An 18420-nucleotide genomic window follows, 5' to 3' on the forward strand; every position below is an offset into this window, starting at 1 on the left:
TATAAAGAGCGATTCTTATTTTAACATAAGTCTCTATTTATTTTATTGATTATCATTCTCAATGAAACTCAAAAAAAATAAAACTAACCATTTTCCTACTCTATCACCTCTATCTACCAAAATGATATCGTTATAGAAAGTCTTATACCTTTCATTCCTCACTTTCCTTCTAATATTTCCACAACTAAGTCAATCTTAGCCTACTCATAATTTTTTTGTCAACTATATTACGTATAAAACTTTAAATATCTGAATTTCCTTATATCCGGCTTTTTCTACAAAAAAAGAGGCTTTCTTTCATAGAAAGCCTCTTTTCTCTATTTTTCTACAGCAACTTCTTGCTTTTGAAACAATGAAATGACATATCCAATTACAATACCTACTAGAGCAGGAACAAACCAACCAATCCCAACACTATATAATGGAATTTTATTTAAAATTGGTGTTAATGCTGCAATCTCAAGATTTGCATTGTGTAATCCATCAAAGAAGCTAATCATGAATGCTCCTACAATACCACCTACATACATTACTAAAGGAAGACGAATATAGTTTTCAACAAGTGATAATATAATCAGCACGATACCAATTGGGTAAATTGCGATTAAGATTGGTAATGCTAATGCATTTAACTGAGTTAAACCAAGATTCGCTACCATAAATGCTAATACACAGAAAATGAAAACAACTTTTTGATAAGAAAGCTTCGGTAATAAAGAAGAGAAATATTCTCCGCAAGCTGCGACAATCCCTACTGAAGTTGTTAAACATGCTGCTGAAATTGCGATTCCTAATAATAAAGTTCCGTAACTACCAAATAAATGATTTACAACGTTTGTTAAAATAATTCCTCCGTTTGCTCCCATTCCAAGAGAGACACTAGAAGCTCCCAGATAAGCAAGCGCTAAGTAAACAAGTAGTAAACCAAGTGCTGCAATAAATCCTGCAAAAATTGTTACTTTTGCAATGCTATTTTTATTTGTAATACCTTTTCCTTTTAAAGCATGAATAACAACATTTCCGAAAACAAGTGCTGCAAGTCCATCTAAAGTTAAATATCCGTCAATAAAACCTTTAAAGAGCGGAGCACTATATGCTTCTGTCGGTGCACCAAATTCACCCATTGGTGTAATAAGTGCTTTCACTACAATAATTGCAATAACAGCTAATAAAATCGGAGTTAATACTTTACCGATGCGGCCCACTAATTTTGATGGGTTTAAAGCTAAATAGAAAGTGAGAGCAAAGAAAATAAATGTAAAGATAACAAGTGGATACGATTGACCAGCTATTTCACTTGGTAAAAATGGTGCAACACTCATTTCATAAGCAACCGTTCCTGTACGCGGCACGCTTACGAATACACCTAAACATAAATAAATTGCAGTAATAAAAACTAGTGCGAATATAGGGTGTACACGCCCTGCTAACTCATTAATATCTCCCTTAAGGGCTATAACGATAACTCCTAATAAAGGCAACCCAACGCCTGTTACGATAAAACCAAACAATGCGATCCATACATCTGTTCCAGCGCCTTGTCCTAATGCTGGTGGAAAAATCATATTACCTGCACCGAAAAATAGTGCAAATAACATTAAACTTATTGCAAACATCTCAGAAAACTTTAAAGATGATTTCATTTCTACTAACCTCCTAATTTAATTTAACAAAATATTCTGAATTAAAATCCGTCATATATCCTCTTTCAAGCATACTTCCCCGTAAAAGAACGCAAAAAACACCCGTCCCTAACAAAGGGACGAGTGTTGAAATCGTGGTTCCACCCTTATTCTAATAAAATGAATTTATAACGAAATAAGCTCATTTTATAGCTCGTGTAAATTGATAACGGTTTTATCCGCCAAGAATTACAATGCATTATGCATGCAGTTCACTCTTGAAGTTTAGAGGTGGTAAGTTCGTCTTTCCGTATTAGGAAGCTCACAGCCTAAGGCTTCCCTCTCTGAGAATCGTAAAAAACAACTCATGTCCTCATCATTACTTTTATAAAATATCTTGTCGAAACTTGTTGTTTTTTATTATATGGGCTATTTTTTAAAAAATCAATAGTTTTATTTTTTCTGACAAAAAAATATAGGGAGAAAATTTTTCCTCCCTATAACTGCCCTATTAAAATTTCTAACTCTTCAGCTGTAACGCTCCGCCACTTTCCAACTTCAAGCTCATTTAGCTCTATATTCATAATGCGTACTCGCTTTAACTTTGTTACAGTAAACCCGAAAGCTCGACTCATTCTACGAATTTGTCTGTTCATTCCTTGCGTTAAAACGATGCGAAATGTAGACTGATCCACTCTAGTCACTTTACATGGCTTCGTCATTCCATCTTTAATCTTTACACCGCTGGACATCTCATCAATAAACCAGTCCGTAAAAGGTTTATCGACTGTGACAACATATTCCTTCTCGTGCTCATGATCACCATGTAAAATTTGATTCGCAATCGCACCGTCATTCGTTAATAAAATAAGGCCTTCTGACGCTTTATCTAATCGCCCAACTGGAAAGATTCGCTCTGGGTAATTAATATAATCAATAATATTATCTTCAATATGATCAGCTGCTGTACAAGTAATACCAACTGGCTTATGAAAGGCGATATACACCTTTTCTTTCTCTTCCTTTACAATAACCCGTCCATCAATCGTTACTACATCATCATCACTTACAATTGCACCGTGCGTACATATTTCGCCGTTAATAGCCACGCGTCCAGCTTTAATAAGGCGATCTGTTTCACGTCTGGAGCATGATTTTGCTTCGCTTATGTATTGGTTGATTTTCATGTTTTATTCCTTTTCACATATATTAAAAGCGTCAATCTATGGCAATATCATTATGCCACGATTGACGCTCGTTTACTTCGCAAAAACAACTAAATAAATAACCCCAATCACCAAAAATATTCCGCAACAAGCTAACAATACTTTTGCAAGTTTGTCCATAAACATATAATGGTTTCCCCTTTGTTTCGTTGTTTTCTATTTTAATTCGACAACTGTTACGCCTAGGCCTCCCTCGCCCATGTCACCGTAACGGAATGTTTTCACACCACGATGCTTCTTCAAGTAATCTTGAACACCTTGGCGAAGCGCTCCTGTTCCTTTACCGTGAATGATTGATACGCGAGGATAGCTTGCAAGCTGGGCATCGTCTAAATATTTCTCGACGCGCGCCATTGCATTTTCAAATCGTTCACCACGAAGGTCAAGTTCTAATGAAACGTGATAATCTCTACCTTTTACTGTTGCAACTGCTTTTTTCTCTGTTTGTTTCGGTGTATTAATGTATTCCATATTAGATTCTTTTACTTTCATCTTCAGAATACCAATTTGTACGCTCCACTCTGTATCGCTTACTTTTTCAAGCAATTGACCTTTTTGACCGAACGTTAATACTTTTACTTCATCACCTGCGCGTAACTGTTGTTTCGGCGCAGTGTTTTTCACGTTTACTTTTTGTTTCTTCACAAGCTCTGGTGCTGCGCCTTCTAGACGGCTCTTCGCTTCAATTAACTCGTGATCTTTCACGTTTGCAAGTTGGGCTTTACGCAATTGACGAAGTTCTTGAATAATGCCTTCTGCTTCTTTCTTTGCAGCTTCGACTTTTTCTTCCCCTTCTTTTTGCGCTTTTAACAATCGTTCATCACGCTCTTCGTTAAATTCAATAATTTGACGTTGTAATTCACGATGAAGTTTTTCAGATTGCTTGCGAAGTGCTTCTGCTTCGTTCCAGTCACGCTCTGCATTCTTTTGACTTTCTTCTAACTTCGCAATCATATTTTCAATTTTGTTTGTATCTGTACTAATGTGATTGCGTGCTTGCTCAATGACGCGATCAGATAATCCAAGGCGTTTCGAAATTTCAAAGGCATTACTACGTCCTGGTACACCGATTAATAATTTATACGTTGGACTTAATGTATTTACATCAAACTCAACGCTCGCATTGATAACTTGCTCACGATTATATCCGTATGCTTTTAATTCTGGGTAATGCGTCGTAGCAACAACGCGAGCACCACGATTACATACTTCATCTAAAATTGAAATGGCAAGTGCAGCCCCTTCTTGCGGGTCTGTTCCAGCACCTAATTCATCGAATAAAACTAAGCTTTCAAAATCAGCTTTTTCTAAAATATCAACAATGTTCACCATATGTGAGGAGAACGTACTTAAACTTTGTTCAATCGATTGCTCATCACCGATATCAGCAAATATATTTTTAAATACACAAATCTCTGACTCATCCATTACTGGAATGTGAAGACCAGATTGCGCCATTAATACACAAATACCAACTGTTTTCAGCGTAACTGTTTTACCACCTGTATTCGGTCCTGTAATAACAATTGTCGTAAAATCTTTCCCTAACATAATGTTATTTGGCACAATAATTTCTGGATCGATAAGCGGATGACGTGCTTGTTTTAAATCCATGTAACGCTCGTTATTTACGATTGGTTTTGTTGCTTTAATTCGCTTCGCATAGAAAGCTTTCGCAAAAATGAAGTCAAGATTTGCAACTACTTCTACATTTGATAAAACGATATCGGCTTCTACTGCCACTTCTTCTGTTAACATTAATAAGATGCGTTCGATTTCTTGTTTTTCTTTCACACGTGCTTCTTGGAGCGCGTTATTTAACTCTACAATGACTTGCGGTTCAATAAATAACGTTTGTCCCGAAGCTGATTGATCATGAACAATACCGCCATATACGCCGCGGTATTCTTGTTTTACTGGGATTACGTAACGTTCATTACGAATCGTTACAATTGAGTCAGACAGCATCTTTTGCGCGTTTGAAGAACGCGTCATATTTTCTAACTTTTCACGAATACGGCTTTCCGCAGTACGAATTTGAGTACGAATACCACGCAGTTTATCACTTGCGCTATCGACTACTTCACCGCCATCACCGATGCAATTTGTAATTTTCTTTTCTAAATCATATAAAGATACAATTTGAGCGACATGAGTTTCTAAAATCGGAAGCTCGACACCATTATCAACCATATCTTCAATGAAACGTTTCATATTGCGACTACCATACATCGTATTTGCAATATCAAGTAGTTCATTCGGACTTAACATACTTCCAATTTTTGCACGCTTCACATTGGAGCGAATATCCGTAATACCACCTAATGGTGCACTGCCTTTTAAACGAATGACTTTCGCTGCTTCATCCGTTGTATCTTGCATCTCTACAATTTCTTCAAAATCAGTGCTCGGCACTAAGTTCTTCACTTTGTCACGACCAAGTGAAGATGCTGTATGTTCAAGTAATTGTTCTTTTACTTTATTATATTCTAATACACGCAACGTTCTTTCTAACATGTTGCAGGTCCCCCTTGTGTTACTTATTACGTTTAATATAGTCTAATAAACGTTCAATATCCCACGTGTTAATCACGTTATCTTTTTGAATCCAACCTTTACGTGCTGCCGCTACACCTGTTTCCATATCTTCTAACATTTCAAGTGTATGAGCATCCGTGTTAATCGCTACTTTTACACCGGCATCTTGTGCTTGTTTTAATAATTTCGCGCTTAAATCTAGACGGTTTGGATTCGCATTTAATTCTAAAACTGTATTTGTTTCTTTTGCGAGTTCGATTAATAAGTCTGTATCTACATCATAACCTTCACGGCGTCCAAGGAGACGTCCTGTCGGATGGGCAATCATTGTGACATGCTTATTCTCTAGTGCAGCACGAAGACGTTTCATAATCGTTTCACGGTCTTGTGAGAAGCTAGAGTGAATTGCTCCAATGACATAATCTAGTTCTGCTAATACTTCATCATCAAAATCAAGCGAGGCATCCGGTAAAATGTCCATTTCAATTCCGCGTAAAATTGTAATGTCTGGATACTTTTCGTTCATACGTTCAATTTCTTTCGCTTGTTCACGAAGGCGCTCTTTCGTTAAACCGTTCGCTACTTTCAAGTATTGTGAGTGATCAGTAATTGCCATAAACTTATATCCACGAGCACGGCACGCTTGTACCATCTCTTCAATAGAAAAAGCACCGTCACTCCATGTTGTATGCATATGTAAATCACCTTGTATGTCAGAGAACTGAATTAAGTTTGGATACTCTTTAATTAATTCAATTTCTTTTCCATCTTCACGAACTTCTGGCGGGATAAATGGAAGACCGAAATGAGCAAAGAATTCTTCTTCAGTCTCAAATGTTTTCACTTCCCCTGTTTCCAAGTTCTCTACACCGTACTCACTAATTTTCTCGCCTTTATCTTTTGCGATTTGACGCATTTTTACGTTATGGTCTTTGGATCCTGTGAAATGGTGAAGAGTTGTAATAAACTCTTCTGGTTTTACTAAGCGAAAATCAATTGAAATATCATATTCATATTGAAGACGAACAGAAACTTTCGTATCCCCGCTCGCGATTACTTCAATCATATTATCAAATTGTAGTAAATGCTCACGTACTGCAGCTGGTTCTGTCGTTGCAATAATAAAGTCTAAATCTTTTACTGTTTCACGAACACGGCGCAAACTACCAGCGCGAGAGAAACGAATTACCTCAGCAATATTCGACAATTTCTCCTCTATTTCCCCGGCAATAGGCAATACCATCGCGATTGGTAAACGCTCTGGACGAGATCCTACTTGATCGATTGCTTCTAATATTTTCTCTTCTGTTTTTTTGCCGAAACCAGCTAAAGCTTGTACTTTATTTTCCTCACAAACCGCTTTTAGCGATTCCATATCAACAACACCAAGTTCTTTATATAACTTAGCTACCTTTTTACCACCAAGGCCTGGCAATTTTAATAACGGTAATAAGCTACTTGGCACTTCTTGTTCAAGCTCTTGTAATACTTCAGATGTTCCCGACTCTATATATTCTTGAATAACTGCCGCTGTTCCTTTTCCAATGCCCGGAATCTTCGTGAAATCTTCAATCTCAGAAAGACTACGATCATCACTTTCTAATGCTGCTGCCGCTTTACGAAATGCAGATATTTTAAACGGATTCGCGCCCTTTAGTTCCATAAAAAGCCCGATTGTCTCTAATAATTTGATAACTTGTTTTTTATTTACTTTCATCATTACCCCGCCTTTCTTTCATAGAAAAAAACTTCTCTTTCCGAAAAAAGAGAAGTTATACTCTGCTACCTGTCTGCCATAGTTCCTTCACCTTTTCAGAGAGAATCGGTGTATCGTCTACAATTATTTTGCTAATTGATGATTGTTGTAATGGTGTTTGTAATTGTTCAATCGGAAGAATGTTTCCAATGATAATTAAGACAAACAAAATAATATATACTTCTAAAAATCCGAGGAGTGCCCCCGCAAACGCATTTACTTGCTTTAAAACCGGTATTTCTGCAAACATATTTAACAAATTACCAAGTAATGAAAGTGCAATTTTTGTGATAATAAACAATATGATAAACGCAAGCGCTTGATAAAATACTGTCTCAATATTATTTGCATCAATCCATTCTGGAACGGATACATTTTTATCAAATGGATACGGAATAAATTTCGCAAGTGCTGGCGCTAAATCTTTACAGTACCAGTATGCAACAAGGTATGCGATAATAAAGCTTGTTAACTTTACAAGTTGCAGAATAAACCCTCTGCGTAAGCCGAGGAAAAATCCCATAACAAGCAGTAAAATGATAATAATATCAATCATGTTATTCCATTCCTTTTTTTGTCATACTTTCTTTCAATTTCTCATGTTCTTCTTTTAATTTTATGTAATCGTGTATGACGTTTACCGCCGTCAATACCGCTAGTCTACTCGTGTCAAGCGAAGGATTCTTGGCATTGAGTTCGCGCATTTTATCATCCACAATCGCTGCTACCATGCGGATATGACTTGTACTTTCATCGCCAACAACTGAATATTGCTGACCATAGATTTCTACATTAATTCGACTTTTCTTTCCCTTTTGTTGTGACAACTCACCGGCCTCCAATCACGTACAGAATCCTAAAGTTTATCATACCATGAACCTTCATAATATGGAAACAGAAAGAACAATCCGATATGATAAAAATAACAATATAAAAAAAGGGGTGACCATTATGTCAAATTCTATCGTAATTCAAACAAATTCTACAGTAATTGAAGACATGAAACAACAATATAAACATTCGCTTAGCCCGAAAACTCCACAAGGCGGAATCTTCATGGCAAAAGTGCCATCTTGCACAATCACAGCGTATAAATCTGGAAAAGTAATGTTCCAAGGTGGACGTGCTGAAGCAGAAGCTTCTCGTTGGCAAACTGTCTCTCAAACACCGAAAACAGCTGTAAAAAGATCTGTTGATTCACACCGTTATGCACCGCCTGCTTCCATCGGTACAATGTCGATCGTAGGGTCAGATGAAGTGGGGACTGGTGATTTCTTCGGACCGATGACAGTCGTTGCTGTATATGTGGATGCGAAGCAAATTCCACTACTAAAAGAACTTGGTGTAAAAGACTCTAAAAACTTAAATGACGAACAAATTACTGCCATTGCAAAACAACTTCTACACGTTGTTCCTTACAGCTCTCTCGTTCTTCATAACGAAAAATATAACGAGCTATTTGATAAAGGAAACAACCAAGGTAAACTAAAAGCTTTGCTACATAATAAAGCTATTACAAACTTATTAGCTAAAATGGCACCTATAAAACCTGAAGGCGTCTTAATCGACCAATTCACACAGCCTGATACATACTACAAATATTTAGCAAAACAAAAACAGGTACAACGTGAAAATGTTTACTTCGCAACGAAAGGCGAAAGCGTCCATTTAGCAGTAGCCGCCGCCTCCATTTTAGCTCGTTACTCATTCGTAAAACAATTTAACGAACTAAGCAAAAAAGCTGGTATGCCCCTTCCAAAAGGTGCAGGTAAACAAGTTGATATCGCCGCCGCTAAATTAATTCAAAAGCTTGGTAAAGAACGATTACCTGAGTTTGTGAAACTGCATTTTGCTAATACGGAAAAGGCGTTTCGCTTACTAAAATAGTATCGACAAAAACAGGAGCCTACAAACTCCTGTTTTTTGTTTCATCCTACTATTATCCTTATAGTTTTGTTATAATTATAATATACAGATTATTCTAACATAGGAGGGGATCCCTATTGCTACTTCTACAAATGATTCTAAATATTTTACTAGGTAATCCACACGAAAGACAGTTCGAAATTAGGGAAAACATTCATCTACTAAGCGAACAACGAGAGTTCAACGATTTAATAGAGCGCTATGGCCGATCTTTCTTATTAAACTTTCGGATCCGCAGGTTTATCGGGAAACACGATGCTCGCTCGTTAATACATAATCCAACAAAACTACAACACTTCTGTGAGGAACTTGAATGTATGATTAGAAAAAGGCGGTCTTTCATATGAACGCTGTAAAAGTTAAAAAGGTACTTTATGCATTCGTACACATCGTAGGTCCTCTTTCTTATCTCACTATTTCTACCATTTGGGGCGCTTTTTTCACTACTAAATCTACATTTGAAAATATATCTGATAATCTTGGCGTGATGGCCATCTATTACGTGTTCATGAGTTTACTGTGGTTTTTCTATTTCGATCGATTAGACAAAGATGTAGATAACATTACAAAAGAGATTCATGATAAAAAGATGTAACACATAAAAAGGAGAGTCGCCAAGACTCTCCTTTTTATGTTAGCTTTGTTTCTGCTTCTTATTAGATGAAGGTACTTTATGAGAACCTGTTTCATGTGTCGTCGTTCCTTGTCCTTCTACTTCTGGAGAACCGAGGCCCGATCTTGAATGATCTTTTTTCACTTTTTTACTCATTTATATTCACCCCTTCGCGTTACTTTTTGCTACGAGGCAGTAAACTATACAAAATAAAAAGCGAGAGGAAATCCTCTCGCTTTTTTCATATTTTAGAATTCAGAAGAACCTGGAGTTCTTGGGAATGGAATTACGTCACGGATGTTAGCCATGCCAGTGATGTACATTAGGAAGCGCTCGAAACCTAGACCGAATCCAGCGTGTTTTGTACCGCCGTATTTTCTAAGTTCTAAGTACCACCAGTAGTCCTCTTCTTTCATGCCTAATTCTTTAATTCTATCTACTAAAACGTCCATTCTTTCTTCACGTTGACTTCCGCCGATTAATTCGCCTATGCCAGGAACTAGAAGGTCAGTAGCAGCTACTGTTTTACCATCATCATTTAAGCGCATGTAGAATGCTTTAATGTCTTTCGGATAGTCCGTTACGAATACAGGGCGTTTGAAGATTTCTTCTGATAAGTATCTTTCATGCTCTGTTTGTAAGTCAATACCCCATTCTACTGGGTATTTGAAGTCAGCACCTGATTCTTGAAGTACTTTAATTGCTTCTGTATAAGTGATGCGACCGAAGTCAGAGTTAATTACGTTGTTCATACGCTCTAGAACTGTTTTATCAACGAAGCTGTTGAAGAATTCCATTTCTTCTGGTGCATGCTCTAATACGTATTTCATTGCATATTTCAGCATATCTTCTGTAAGGTTCATTACGTCACCTAGTTCAGCGAATGCAATCTCAGGCTCAACCATCCAGAACTCAGCAGCGTGGCGAGTTGTGTTTGAGTTTTCTGCACGGAATGTAGGTCCGAATGTGTATACATCACGGAATGCTAATGCATAAGCTTCAGCGTTCAGCTGTCCACTTACTGTTAAGTTTGTTTCTTTGCCGAAGAAGTCTTTTGATTCATCAACTTGTCCGTCTTCGCCTTTTGGTACGTTGTTTAAATCTTGCGTTGTTACGCGGAACATTTCGCCCGCACCTTCTGTATCACTACCAGTAATGATTGGTGTATGAACATGTACGAATCCACGCTCTTGGAAGAATTGGTGAATCGCAAATGCTGCGATAGAACGTACGCGGAACGTTGCAGAGAATGCATTTGTTCTTGGACGTAAGTGAGCAATTGTACGTAAGTATTCAAACGTATGACGTTTCTTTTGAAGTGGGTAATCAGAATCTGATAAGCCCTCAATATCAATTTTTTCTGCTTTAATTTCAAATGGTTGTTTCGCTCCAGGCGTTACAATTACTTTACCTTCTACTTTAACTGAAGAGCTAAGTGGAAGCTTTGCAATTTCTTTGAAGTTATCTAATTCTGTATCGAAAACGATTTGAACGCTTTTGAAAAAGCTACCGTCGTTTAATTCGATGAAACCAAATGCTTTTGAATCACGTAAGTTACGAATCCACCCTGATACTTGTACTGTTTGACCTGCGTATTTATCTGTATCTCTATACAGACTTTTTACTAATGTGTTTTCCATAGTGAAATTCTCCTTTGCTGATATATTTAAATACAAAAAAACCTTTCATCCATAAAGGGACGAAAGGTTAAACTTCGCGGTACCACCCAATTTGTCATAAAGACCAACTTTAACTCGTATGTAATACATACTTCCCGGTTTGTAACAGGCCGGATTCCCGTCTAAGTCTACTCTTGAATACAAGATTCAATTTCGGTTAGCAACTCCAAGGTGTTCTTCACATATACCGCCTCATCAGGCTCTCACCGTCCCTGACTCGCTTTGGATTATAGTATATACTACTTTTCCTTATCATCGTCTTTCATTTTGTTAAACTAAAATTAATGTACTACATTCGAGAGAAAGATGCAAGATGTCGGAAAATATATCAGCGATTTTTGTAATATATCGATCGTAACTCCAAATATATCAGCGATTTTTATAATATATCGATCGTAACTCCAAATATATCGGCGATTTTTATAATATATCGATCGTAACTCCAAATATATCGGCGATTTTTGTAATATATCGACCGTAACTCCAAATATATCGGCGATTTTTGTAATATATCGACTTACCGACATTTTCCGACAACCAATCCACTAAAAAAATTGCCGGAATAGATCCGGCAATTTCTTATTATTTACGTAACTCCGCACCAAATTTCTCTTCTACCGCTGTTAACACGCGGTTATGTGCTTCTGTTACTTCTTCGTCTGTTAACGTACGCTCTGCATCGAAGTAGTTCATAGAGAATGCAAGTGATTTCTTGCCTTCTTCCATTTTTTCACCTTCGTATAAGTCAAATAGTGTTACGTCTTTCAGAAGTTCTCCACCAGCTTCAGCAATAACTTGCTTCATTTCGCCAGCTTTTGTTTCTTTCGTTACGACAACAGCCATGTCACGTGTCATAGATGGGAAACGTGGAATTGCTGAGTAGTAAGTTTCTTCAGCGTCTGCACCGAATACTTTTACAAGAGATAGTTCGAATACGAATGTATTTTTCACATCTAATTGTTTTTCTGCTTCTGGGTGCAATTGACCGATGAAACCAATTACTTCGCCTTCTAATACGATGTCAGCTGTACGACCTGGGTGCATACCTTCACGTTTTGCTGGTGCATATGTGATTTGGTTTGAAACGCCAAGTACGTCAAATAGACCTTCTAGTACACCTTTCACAACGAAGAAGTCTACTACTTTTTTCTCACCTTGCCATGCATGGTGAAGAGCAAGCCCTGTCATAACACCTGCAAGATGTTGTTCTTCTTTCGGAAGTTCTCCTTCTTCTGTCGGTAAGAAGATAGAACCTACTTCGTATAAAGCAACGCTATCGTTTTTACGAGCGACATTGTATGAAACTGCTTCTAACAATTGTGGCACTAAGCTTAAACGAAGTTGGCTACGTTCTTCACTCATTGGAAGTGCAAGAGCTACAGGCGCTTTTTCGTTTGGCTCCACCATATATTGTTTCGCTTTGTCAGCGCTTGTTAATGAATACGTAATTGCTTCATATAAACCAGCACCTTCTAAGAAGCGACGTACTTTACGACGTTTCGTTTGCGCTGCTGTTAATTTACCACGAGTCATTGTTCCAGAAGGTAATGTAACTGGAATGTGGTCATAACCGTATAGACGGCCCACTTCTTCTACTAAGTCTTCTGAAATTGTAATATCAGGACGACGTGCTGGTACATTCACGTGGAATGTTCCTTCTACTTCTGTGAATGGGAATTTCAAGTTTGTGAATATTGTACCCATTTCACTCGCAGAAATATTTGTGCCTAATACTCGGTTTACTTTTTCAGCAGTAACAGATACTGTACGCTCCTGTACTTGTAAGTTATCAACTTCTACGACACCTTCAAGCGCTTCTCCGCCAGCATATTTCGCCATTAAAGCGGCTGCGTGTTGAATTGCTTCAAATGTACGTGTTGGATCGATTCCTTTTTCGAAACGTGCACTTGATTCACTGCGAAGACCTAAGTCTTTTGATGTACGACGTACTGTTTGACCTGCAAAGTATGCAGACTCAATTAGAACGTTTACTGTTTCATTTGTAACTTCTGAATCCGCTCCGCCCATTACACCAGCAACAGCTAACGCTTTTGTGCCGTTTGTAATAACAAGGTGGTGGCTTTGTAACGTACGTTCTTGATCATCTAACGTTTCAATTTTTTCGCCTTCTTTTGCAAGACGAACAACGATTTCTTTTGAACCTAATTTATCGTAATCGAATGCATGTAACGGTTGACCGTATTCCATTAGAATGTAGTTTGTAATATCAACTACGTTGCTAATCGGACGAATGCCAGCTGCCATAAGGCGAGTTTGCATCCACATTGGTGATGGACCAATTTTTACGTTCTTCACCATTTTTGCAATGTATAATGGATTTTCTTCTTTCGCTTCTACACTTACAGAAATGTAATCGGCAGTTTTTTCTGCTGTTTCTTGTAAGTCGATAGCTGGAAGTTTTACTTCACGGCCGTAAATAGCAGCTACTTCATATGCAACACCTAACATGTTTAAGCAATCTGCACGGTTCGGTGTTAAACCAAGCTCAAGTACTTCATCATGTAAGTTTAAAATTTCAAGTGCATCTGCACCAACTTCAGCGTCACTTGGGAAGATGAAGATACCATCTGCGTATTCTTTTGAAACTAACTTTCCATCAATGCCAAGCTCTTGAAGAGCACAAACCATACCGTGAGAAGCTTCACCACGTAGTTTTGCTTTTTTAATTTTGAAATTACCAGGAAGTACAGCGCCAACTTTTGCAACTGGTACTTTTAAACCTTTTGCAATGTTAGCAGCACCACAAATAATTTGAACTGGTTCTTCTTCGCCGATGTCAATTAAGCATTTGCTTAACTTATCAGCTTCTGGGTGTTTTTCACATTCTAATACGTGACCAACTACAACACCTTTTACACCTTTATTTAATACTTCAACACCTTCTACTTCAATACCACTTTTCGTGATTTTGTCTGCTAGTTCTTGTGCCGTTACATCTTTAATATCTACATACTCTTGTAACCAACGATATGATACGAACATACTTATCCTCTCCTTCCCTTACGCTCGTTTGAATTGTTGTAAGAAACGTACATCATTTGTATAGAAATGACGAATGTCATCTACGCCGTATTTCAACATTGCGATACGCTCTGCGCCCATACCGAATGCGAAACCTTGATATTCTTTTGAATCATAACCAGCCATTTCAAGTACGTTCGGGTGAACCATACCTGCGCCTAAAATTTCAATCCAACCAGTTCCTTTACAAGTGCCGCAACCTTTGCCATGACACATCATACAAGAAATGTCCATCTCTACAGATGGCTCTGTGAATGGGAAGAAACTTGGACGAAGACGGATTTCACGATCTTCACCGAACATCTTTTTCACGAATACTTGCAGTGTACCTTTTAAGTCACTCATACGAATATTTTTATCAATTACAAGACCTTCAATTTGCATGAACTGGTGTGAATGCGTCGCATCATCGTCATCACGGCGATACACTTTACCAGGACAAATAATTTTAATTGGGCCTTTTTCTTTATTATTTTCCATCGTACGTGCTTGCACAGAAGATGTATGTGTACGTAGTAACGTTTCTTCTGTAATGTAGAATGTATCTTGCATATCACGCGCTGGGTGATCTTTCGGTAAGTTTAATGCTTCGAAGTTGTAGTAGTCTTTTTCTACTTCTGTTCCTTCCGCTACTTCATAACCCATACCGATGAATACATCTTCAATTTGTTCAACAACAGCTGTTAACGGATGGTGACAACCTGTTTCAACAGGACGACCTGGCAATGTAACATCAATTGTTTCAGTTGCTAATTTCGCTTCAATTACTGCTTTTTCTAAGTTGCTGATTTTGTCGTCTAGACGCGTTTGAATCGCTTCACGTACTTCATTTACTAATGCTCCCATACGTGGACGCTCTTCTGCTGATAATTTTCCCATGCCGCGTAATACTTCTGTAATTGGACCTTTTTTTCCTAAATACGCTACGCGTACGTCGTTTAAGCCTTTTAGCTCTTTCGCTTCTTCAATAAGCTCTAACGCTTTTTGCTTTAGCTCTTTTAAACGTGCTTCCATTTGGAACCCTCCTAATTTTAAAAATAAAAAAACCTCGCTCCCAAAAAGGGACGAGGTAAATTCGCGGTACCACCCTAAATTGACAGAACATGTCTGCCCACTCATTAGTTATAACGATCAATTCTGACCGGAACGCCTTTACATATACATGGTCCTGGCGTCAACTCCAGAGGTGAATTCACTTCCGTCTACCATAAGAATGCTTTCAGTCTACGGCATTCTCTCCCTATATGGCGATTTTGTAAGCTACTCTTCTCTATCAACGTTTTTCGTTATTTAACTTTTAATATAATGTACTTCAACTTATTATAAGAAGTTTTTTATTTGTTCGCAACCGGGCTTTGCAAATAATACGTTAAAATCCCTGCTGCAACTGCAACATTTAATGATTCTGCCCCGCCGTAAATCGGAATATACAAGTTTCGATCCGTTTTTGCAAGAATTTCTTGGCGTACGCCGTTTCCTTCATTTCCTACAATTAATGCAAAGCTACCAGCTGGTGTTACTTCCCCGTACGGAACTCCATTTTCAAGAGCTGTTCCATATACAGGAACGTTATTTTCTTTTAGCTTGTCTACCCATTCTTCTAAGTTCCCTTTTACAATTGGTAAGTGAAAAATAGAACCTTGTGTAGAACGGAGTACTTTACTATTATAAACATCAACACAACCTTCTCCAAGCACAACGGCATGAATACCAGCTGCATCAGCTGTACGAATAATTGTCCCTAAGTTACCTGGGTCTTGCAGGCCATCTAATAAAAGAAACTTCCCATCAGCAAGAGCTACTTCCTTCTCATGCTTTTCACAAACAGCAAATACACCTTGCGTCGTTTCTGTTTCACGAAGTACTTTTACGATTGCTTCCGGTACGATATACATTTCTACATCATTAACTGTCCAATCTTTCGGAAGGTCTGTCTGATCTGAAACGATAAGTTCTGTTACAACTCCTGCTTTTAAAGCTTCCTCCACTAAATGGAATCCTTCTACAAAAAATAAACCTTTTTTATCGCGCTCTTTCTTCGTTTGCAGCTTTTTCCACTGCTTCACACGCGGATTTTGTACTGAATCAATGTTTTTCATAATATGTATTTCCCTCTCTTCTTGTCTTATCATTATAGCCTATTTTTCATACATATTTACATAAAAAAGAACAAAAACTAACGTCAGTTTCAATTCTGAAGAAGAGGTGAAAACAATGAGTTTTAATTTACGCGGTGCTGTATTAGCAAATGTATCTGGTAATACACAAGATCAATTACAAGAAACAATTGTCGATGCAATTCAAAGCGGTGAAGAGAAAATGCTTCCAGGTCTTGGTGTCTTATTTGAAGTCATTTGGAAAAACGCTGATGAAAATGAAAAGCATGAAATGTTAGAAACACTAGAGCAAGGATTAAAAAAATAAGCAATTTAAAAATCACCTTTGCATAAGCTAAGGTGATTTTTTTCTTCTCCTAAACATTTCTACTTTACTAACGCTACTCGATGGAGTACAATGTTCAAAATACATTTAAACCGATCGATTTTTCTTCATATACACCATTAGATAAAAGGAGTGAATGTTTTATGCACCGTATTACGCTTGAACAAATTTTTAAACACCACATTACACAAAAATACGTAAATCGTTCTGGGATGGTCCACGCGATCGCTGTCGCTTACCATGCGTTTCACTTAGCTAAAAAGCATCACGCCTCAGTCGATGCTGCGACAAAAGCCGGTTTCCTTCATGATATCGGACATCATACGTGGTACACAGGCGGCGAATGGGACTATGATTTATATAAAAAGAATGATATACACGCAATTAAAGGAGCAGAAAGAGCTCATAAATTGCTTATTAGATTAGGAGAACACCCTAAACTAGCAAAAGAAATTTCTATCGCAATTCTTCTTCATACAGATTCTTTCTTAGTACAGCAAGAAATCGAAAGAACATCTCTGCAAAACATTATTAAATGGGCAGACGAAGCAGATGAAGAACCAGGCGGAGCGCATCATTATCGAACAATTTCTTATGAAAAAGCACTAAAAGCAATTCAACAGTTAGACCGATTGGTAGAGCGTGAATTACAAATAGAGCAATCGAAATCAAACAACAAAACAGAACATAGTTATCAATGAGAAAGAGGCATCACTATAGGGTGATACCTCTTTTATTATTTTATGGAAAATACACCTTTATATGTAATATTTAAATGTTACATTCAAAAAACAAATACTTTATAATTAAATATACAAATATAAAGAGGTGGTTTAAACATATGCAACTTACTACACAACTTCCGCACGAACAAAAACAATCCATGTCATGGGGACAATTTATCCCCTCTACTCTATTTGCATTTTGGGGCACTGGTTTTATAACTACATTCCTTATACTCCCACTAATAATGTATAAAAGTATATTTGCAGATAAAACACAAATCGCCTTATACGAATCTATTATAGATACGACAGGTACTGCACTACAACTAATTATTCTATTGTTTTTCATATTTAAATACGAGCCTGCCAAAACATTATTATTACCATCATTTGACTTTAGTGTATTAAAAAAATATCGTACATACGCATACTTGTTCATTATCTTTTCATTAAGTATCCTTTTCAATTCATTCGTATTACAACACGTATTTCCAGATGCATCAGAAGAACAATCGTCTGCGTTAAACTTACATATTTTAAGCCAATATCAAATATTGTTACTTATCGGGTCCGCAATACTTACACCCATTTTTGAAGAACTCATTTTCAGAGGTTTTATGCTTCGCTTCTTCTCAGAACGGTTCCCATTCTGGATTGCTGCAATTTTGACAAGTTTATTTTTCGGAGTCGCCCATACATACTCACTGGGGATAATGGTGAGTGCGTTCTTCGCAGGGCTAATGATGGCTTTTTTATACAGGAAAACAAATTCCATCATTCCAACCATACTATTTCATATTATAAATAATATAGTAGCACTTTTAAGTTAAAGAGAGATATCATCACGATTT

General features: G+C 37.4%; 17 protein-coding genes and 3 other annotated features. Of the genes, 6 read left to right on the forward strand and 11 right to left on the reverse strand.

Annotation, left to right across the window (positions count from 1 at the left end; translation table 11 throughout):
* Positions 1-317: 317 nt before the first annotated feature.
* The 6 genes from brnQ6 to zapA form a co-directional block, all read right to left on the reverse strand.
* A complete protein-coding gene (gene brnQ6 / locus NST14_RS23075; RefSeq protein ID WP_229143035.1) occupies positions 318-1643 on the reverse strand; it encodes a branched-chain amino acid transport system II carrier protein BrnQ6 in 1326 nt (441 codons plus the stop codon).
* Between the two features lie 112 nt (positions 1644-1755).
* Positions 1756-2011, reverse strand: a binding site (T-box leader).
* A gap of 108 nt (positions 2012-2119) precedes the next feature.
* Positions 2120-2809, reverse strand: a complete 690-nt coding sequence (locus tag NST14_RS23080; RefSeq protein WP_076856090.1) for a 23S rRNA pseudouridine(2604) synthase RluF — start codon at positions 2807-2809, stop codon at positions 2120-2122.
* A 195-nt stretch (positions 2810-3004) separates the two neighbouring features.
* Positions 3005-5365, reverse strand: a complete 2361-nt coding sequence (locus NST14_RS23085) for an endonuclease MutS2 (RefSeq protein ID WP_000893747.1) — start codon at positions 5363-5365, stop codon at positions 3005-3007.
* Positions 5366-5384: 19 nt separating this feature from the next.
* On the reverse strand, positions 5385-7103 hold the full coding sequence (gene polX, locus NST14_RS23090; RefSeq protein WP_000867555.1) for a DNA polymerase/3'-5' exonuclease PolX: 1719 nt from the start codon (positions 7101-7103) through the stop codon (positions 5385-5387).
* Between the two features lie 55 nt (positions 7104-7158).
* Entirely contained in the window at positions 7159-7698 is a 540-nt protein-coding gene (locus tag NST14_RS23095) for a CvpA family protein (RefSeq protein WP_000565413.1), read from the reverse strand.
* A 1-nt stretch (position 7699) separates the two neighbouring features.
* On the reverse strand, positions 7700-7969 hold the full coding sequence (gene zapA, locus NST14_RS23100; protein WP_000082701.1) for a cell division protein ZapA: 270 nt from the start codon (positions 7967-7969) through the stop codon (positions 7700-7702).
* A 124-nt stretch (positions 7970-8093) separates the two neighbouring features.
* Here zapA and rnhC point away from each other — a divergent pair, with 124 nt between their 5' ends.
* From rnhC to NST14_RS23115, 3 genes are all read left to right on the forward strand, one after another.
* Complete coding sequence (gene rnhC / locus NST14_RS23105) at positions 8094-9029, forward strand: ribonuclease HIII (RefSeq protein ID WP_000071600.1); 936 nt, start codon at positions 8094-8096, stop codon at positions 9027-9029.
* Between the two features lie 116 nt (positions 9030-9145).
* Positions 9146-9415: a hypothetical protein gene (locus NST14_RS23110; protein WP_229143036.1), complete on the forward strand. Its 270-nt coding sequence runs from the start codon at positions 9146-9148 to the stop codon at positions 9413-9415.
* Positions 9412-9663, forward strand: a complete 252-nt coding sequence (locus NST14_RS23115) for a hypothetical protein (protein WP_000994756.1) — start codon at positions 9412-9414, stop codon at positions 9661-9663. The genes NST14_RS23110 and NST14_RS23115 overlap by 4 nt, the downstream gene beginning before the upstream one ends.
* A 39-nt stretch (positions 9664-9702) precedes the next feature.
* On the opposite strand, the gene NST14_RS23120 is transcribed toward NST14_RS23115, so the two are convergent.
* The 5 genes from NST14_RS23120 to NST14_RS23140 form a co-directional block, all read right to left on the reverse strand.
* Positions 9703-9837, reverse strand: a complete 135-nt coding sequence (locus NST14_RS23120; RefSeq protein ID WP_000039587.1) for a YuzL family protein — start codon at positions 9835-9837, stop codon at positions 9703-9705.
* A gap of 92 nt (positions 9838-9929) precedes the next feature.
* Positions 9930-11321, reverse strand: a complete 1392-nt coding sequence (asnS, locus tag NST14_RS23125; protein WP_000432166.1) for an asparagine--tRNA ligase — start codon at positions 11319-11321, stop codon at positions 9930-9932.
* Between the two features lie 52 nt (positions 11322-11373).
* Positions 11374-11625, reverse strand: a binding site (T-box leader).
* A 317-nt stretch (positions 11626-11942) separates the two neighbouring features.
* Positions 11943-14363, reverse strand: a complete 2421-nt coding sequence (gene pheT / locus NST14_RS23130) for a phenylalanine--tRNA ligase subunit beta (RefSeq protein WP_000498168.1) — start codon at positions 14361-14363, stop codon at positions 11943-11945.
* Between the two features lie 18 nt (positions 14364-14381).
* Complete coding sequence (pheS, locus tag NST14_RS23135; RefSeq protein ID WP_000388219.1) at positions 14382-15416, reverse strand: phenylalanine--tRNA ligase subunit alpha; 1035 nt, start codon at positions 15414-15416, stop codon at positions 14382-14384.
* Between the two features lie 43 nt (positions 15417-15459).
* Positions 15460-15688: a binding site (T-box leader), on the reverse strand.
* A 48-nt stretch (positions 15689-15736) separates the two neighbouring features.
* Positions 15737-16534, reverse strand: a complete 798-nt coding sequence (locus NST14_RS23140; protein WP_001993769.1) for a TrmH family RNA methyltransferase — start codon at positions 16532-16534, stop codon at positions 15737-15739.
* Between the two features lie 82 nt (positions 16535-16616).
* On the opposite strand from NST14_RS23140, the gene sspI reads away from it, so the two are divergent.
* From sspI to NST14_RS23155, 3 genes are all read left to right on the forward strand, one after another.
* Positions 16617-16826, forward strand: coding sequence for a small acid-soluble spore protein SspI (gene sspI / locus NST14_RS23145; protein ID WP_000009513.1), 210 nt, complete (start codon positions 16617-16619; stop codon positions 16824-16826).
* Between the two features lie 161 nt (positions 16827-16987).
* A complete protein-coding gene (locus tag NST14_RS23150) occupies positions 16988-17545 on the forward strand; it encodes an HD domain-containing protein (RefSeq protein ID WP_000554792.1) in 558 nt (185 codons plus the stop codon).
* Positions 17546-17685: 140 nt separating this feature from the next.
* The gene (locus NST14_RS23155) at positions 17686-18399 is read left to right on the forward strand and encodes a CPBP family intramembrane glutamic endopeptidase (protein ID WP_001177663.1); all 714 of its coding nucleotides are present in this window, start codon (positions 17686-17688) and stop codon (positions 18397-18399) included.
* The last annotated feature ends 21 nt before the right edge of the window (positions 18400-18420 follow it).

Source organism: Bacillus sp. FSL W8-0519 (genome assembly GCF_038005585.1).
In the GTDB taxonomy this organism is placed as follows: domain Bacteria; phylum Bacillota; class Bacilli; order Bacillales; family Bacillaceae_G; genus Bacillus_A; species Bacillus_A paranthracis.

Coding starts and splice junctions, on each gene's coding strand:
- pheT (WP_000498168.1), bottom strand. CDS start 14,363: ATGTTCGTATCATATCGTTGGTTACAAGAGTATGTAGATATTAAAGAT.
- brnQ6 (WP_229143035.1), bottom strand. CDS start 1,643: ATGAAATCATCTTTAAAGTTTTCTGAGATGTTTGCAATAAGTTTAATG.
- NST14_RS23080 (WP_076856090.1), bottom strand. CDS start 2,809: ATGAAAATCAACCAATACATAAGCGAAGCAAAATCATGCTCCAGACGT.
- asnS (WP_000432166.1), bottom strand. CDS start 11,321: ATGGAAAACACATTAGTAAAAAGTCTGTATAGAGATACAGATAAATAC.
- pheS (WP_000388219.1), bottom strand. CDS start 15,416: ATGGAAGCACGTTTAAAAGAGCTAAAGCAAAAAGCGTTAGAGCTTATT.
- rnhC (WP_000071600.1), top strand. CDS start 8,094: ATGTCAAATTCTATCGTAATTCAAACAAATTCTACAGTAATTGAAGAC.
- NST14_RS23150 (WP_000554792.1), top strand. CDS start 16,988: ATGCACCGTATTACGCTTGAACAAATTTTTAAACACCACATTACACAA.
- NST14_RS23120 (WP_000039587.1), bottom strand. CDS start 9,837: ATGAGTAAAAAAGTGAAAAAAGATCATTCAAGATCGGGCCTCGGTTCT.
- sspI (WP_000009513.1), top strand. CDS start 16,617: ATGAGTTTTAATTTACGCGGTGCTGTATTAGCAAATGTATCTGGTAAT.
- NST14_RS23085 (WP_000893747.1), bottom strand. CDS start 5,365: ATGTTAGAAAGAACGTTGCGTGTATTAGAATATAATAAAGTAAAAGAA.
- polX (WP_000867555.1), bottom strand. CDS start 7,103: ATGAAAGTAAATAAAAAACAAGTTATCAAATTATTAGAGACAATCGGG.
- NST14_RS23095 (WP_000565413.1), bottom strand. CDS start 7,698: ATGATTGATATTATTATCATTTTACTGCTTGTTATGGGATTTTTCCTC.
- NST14_RS23155 (WP_001177663.1), top strand. CDS start 17,686: ATGCAACTTACTACACAACTTCCGCACGAACAAAAACAATCCATGTCA.
- NST14_RS23115 (WP_000994756.1), top strand. CDS start 9,412: ATGAACGCTGTAAAAGTTAAAAAGGTACTTTATGCATTCGTACACATC.
- NST14_RS23140 (WP_001993769.1), bottom strand. CDS start 16,534: ATGATAAGACAAGAAGAGAGGGAAATACATATTATGAAAAACATTGAT.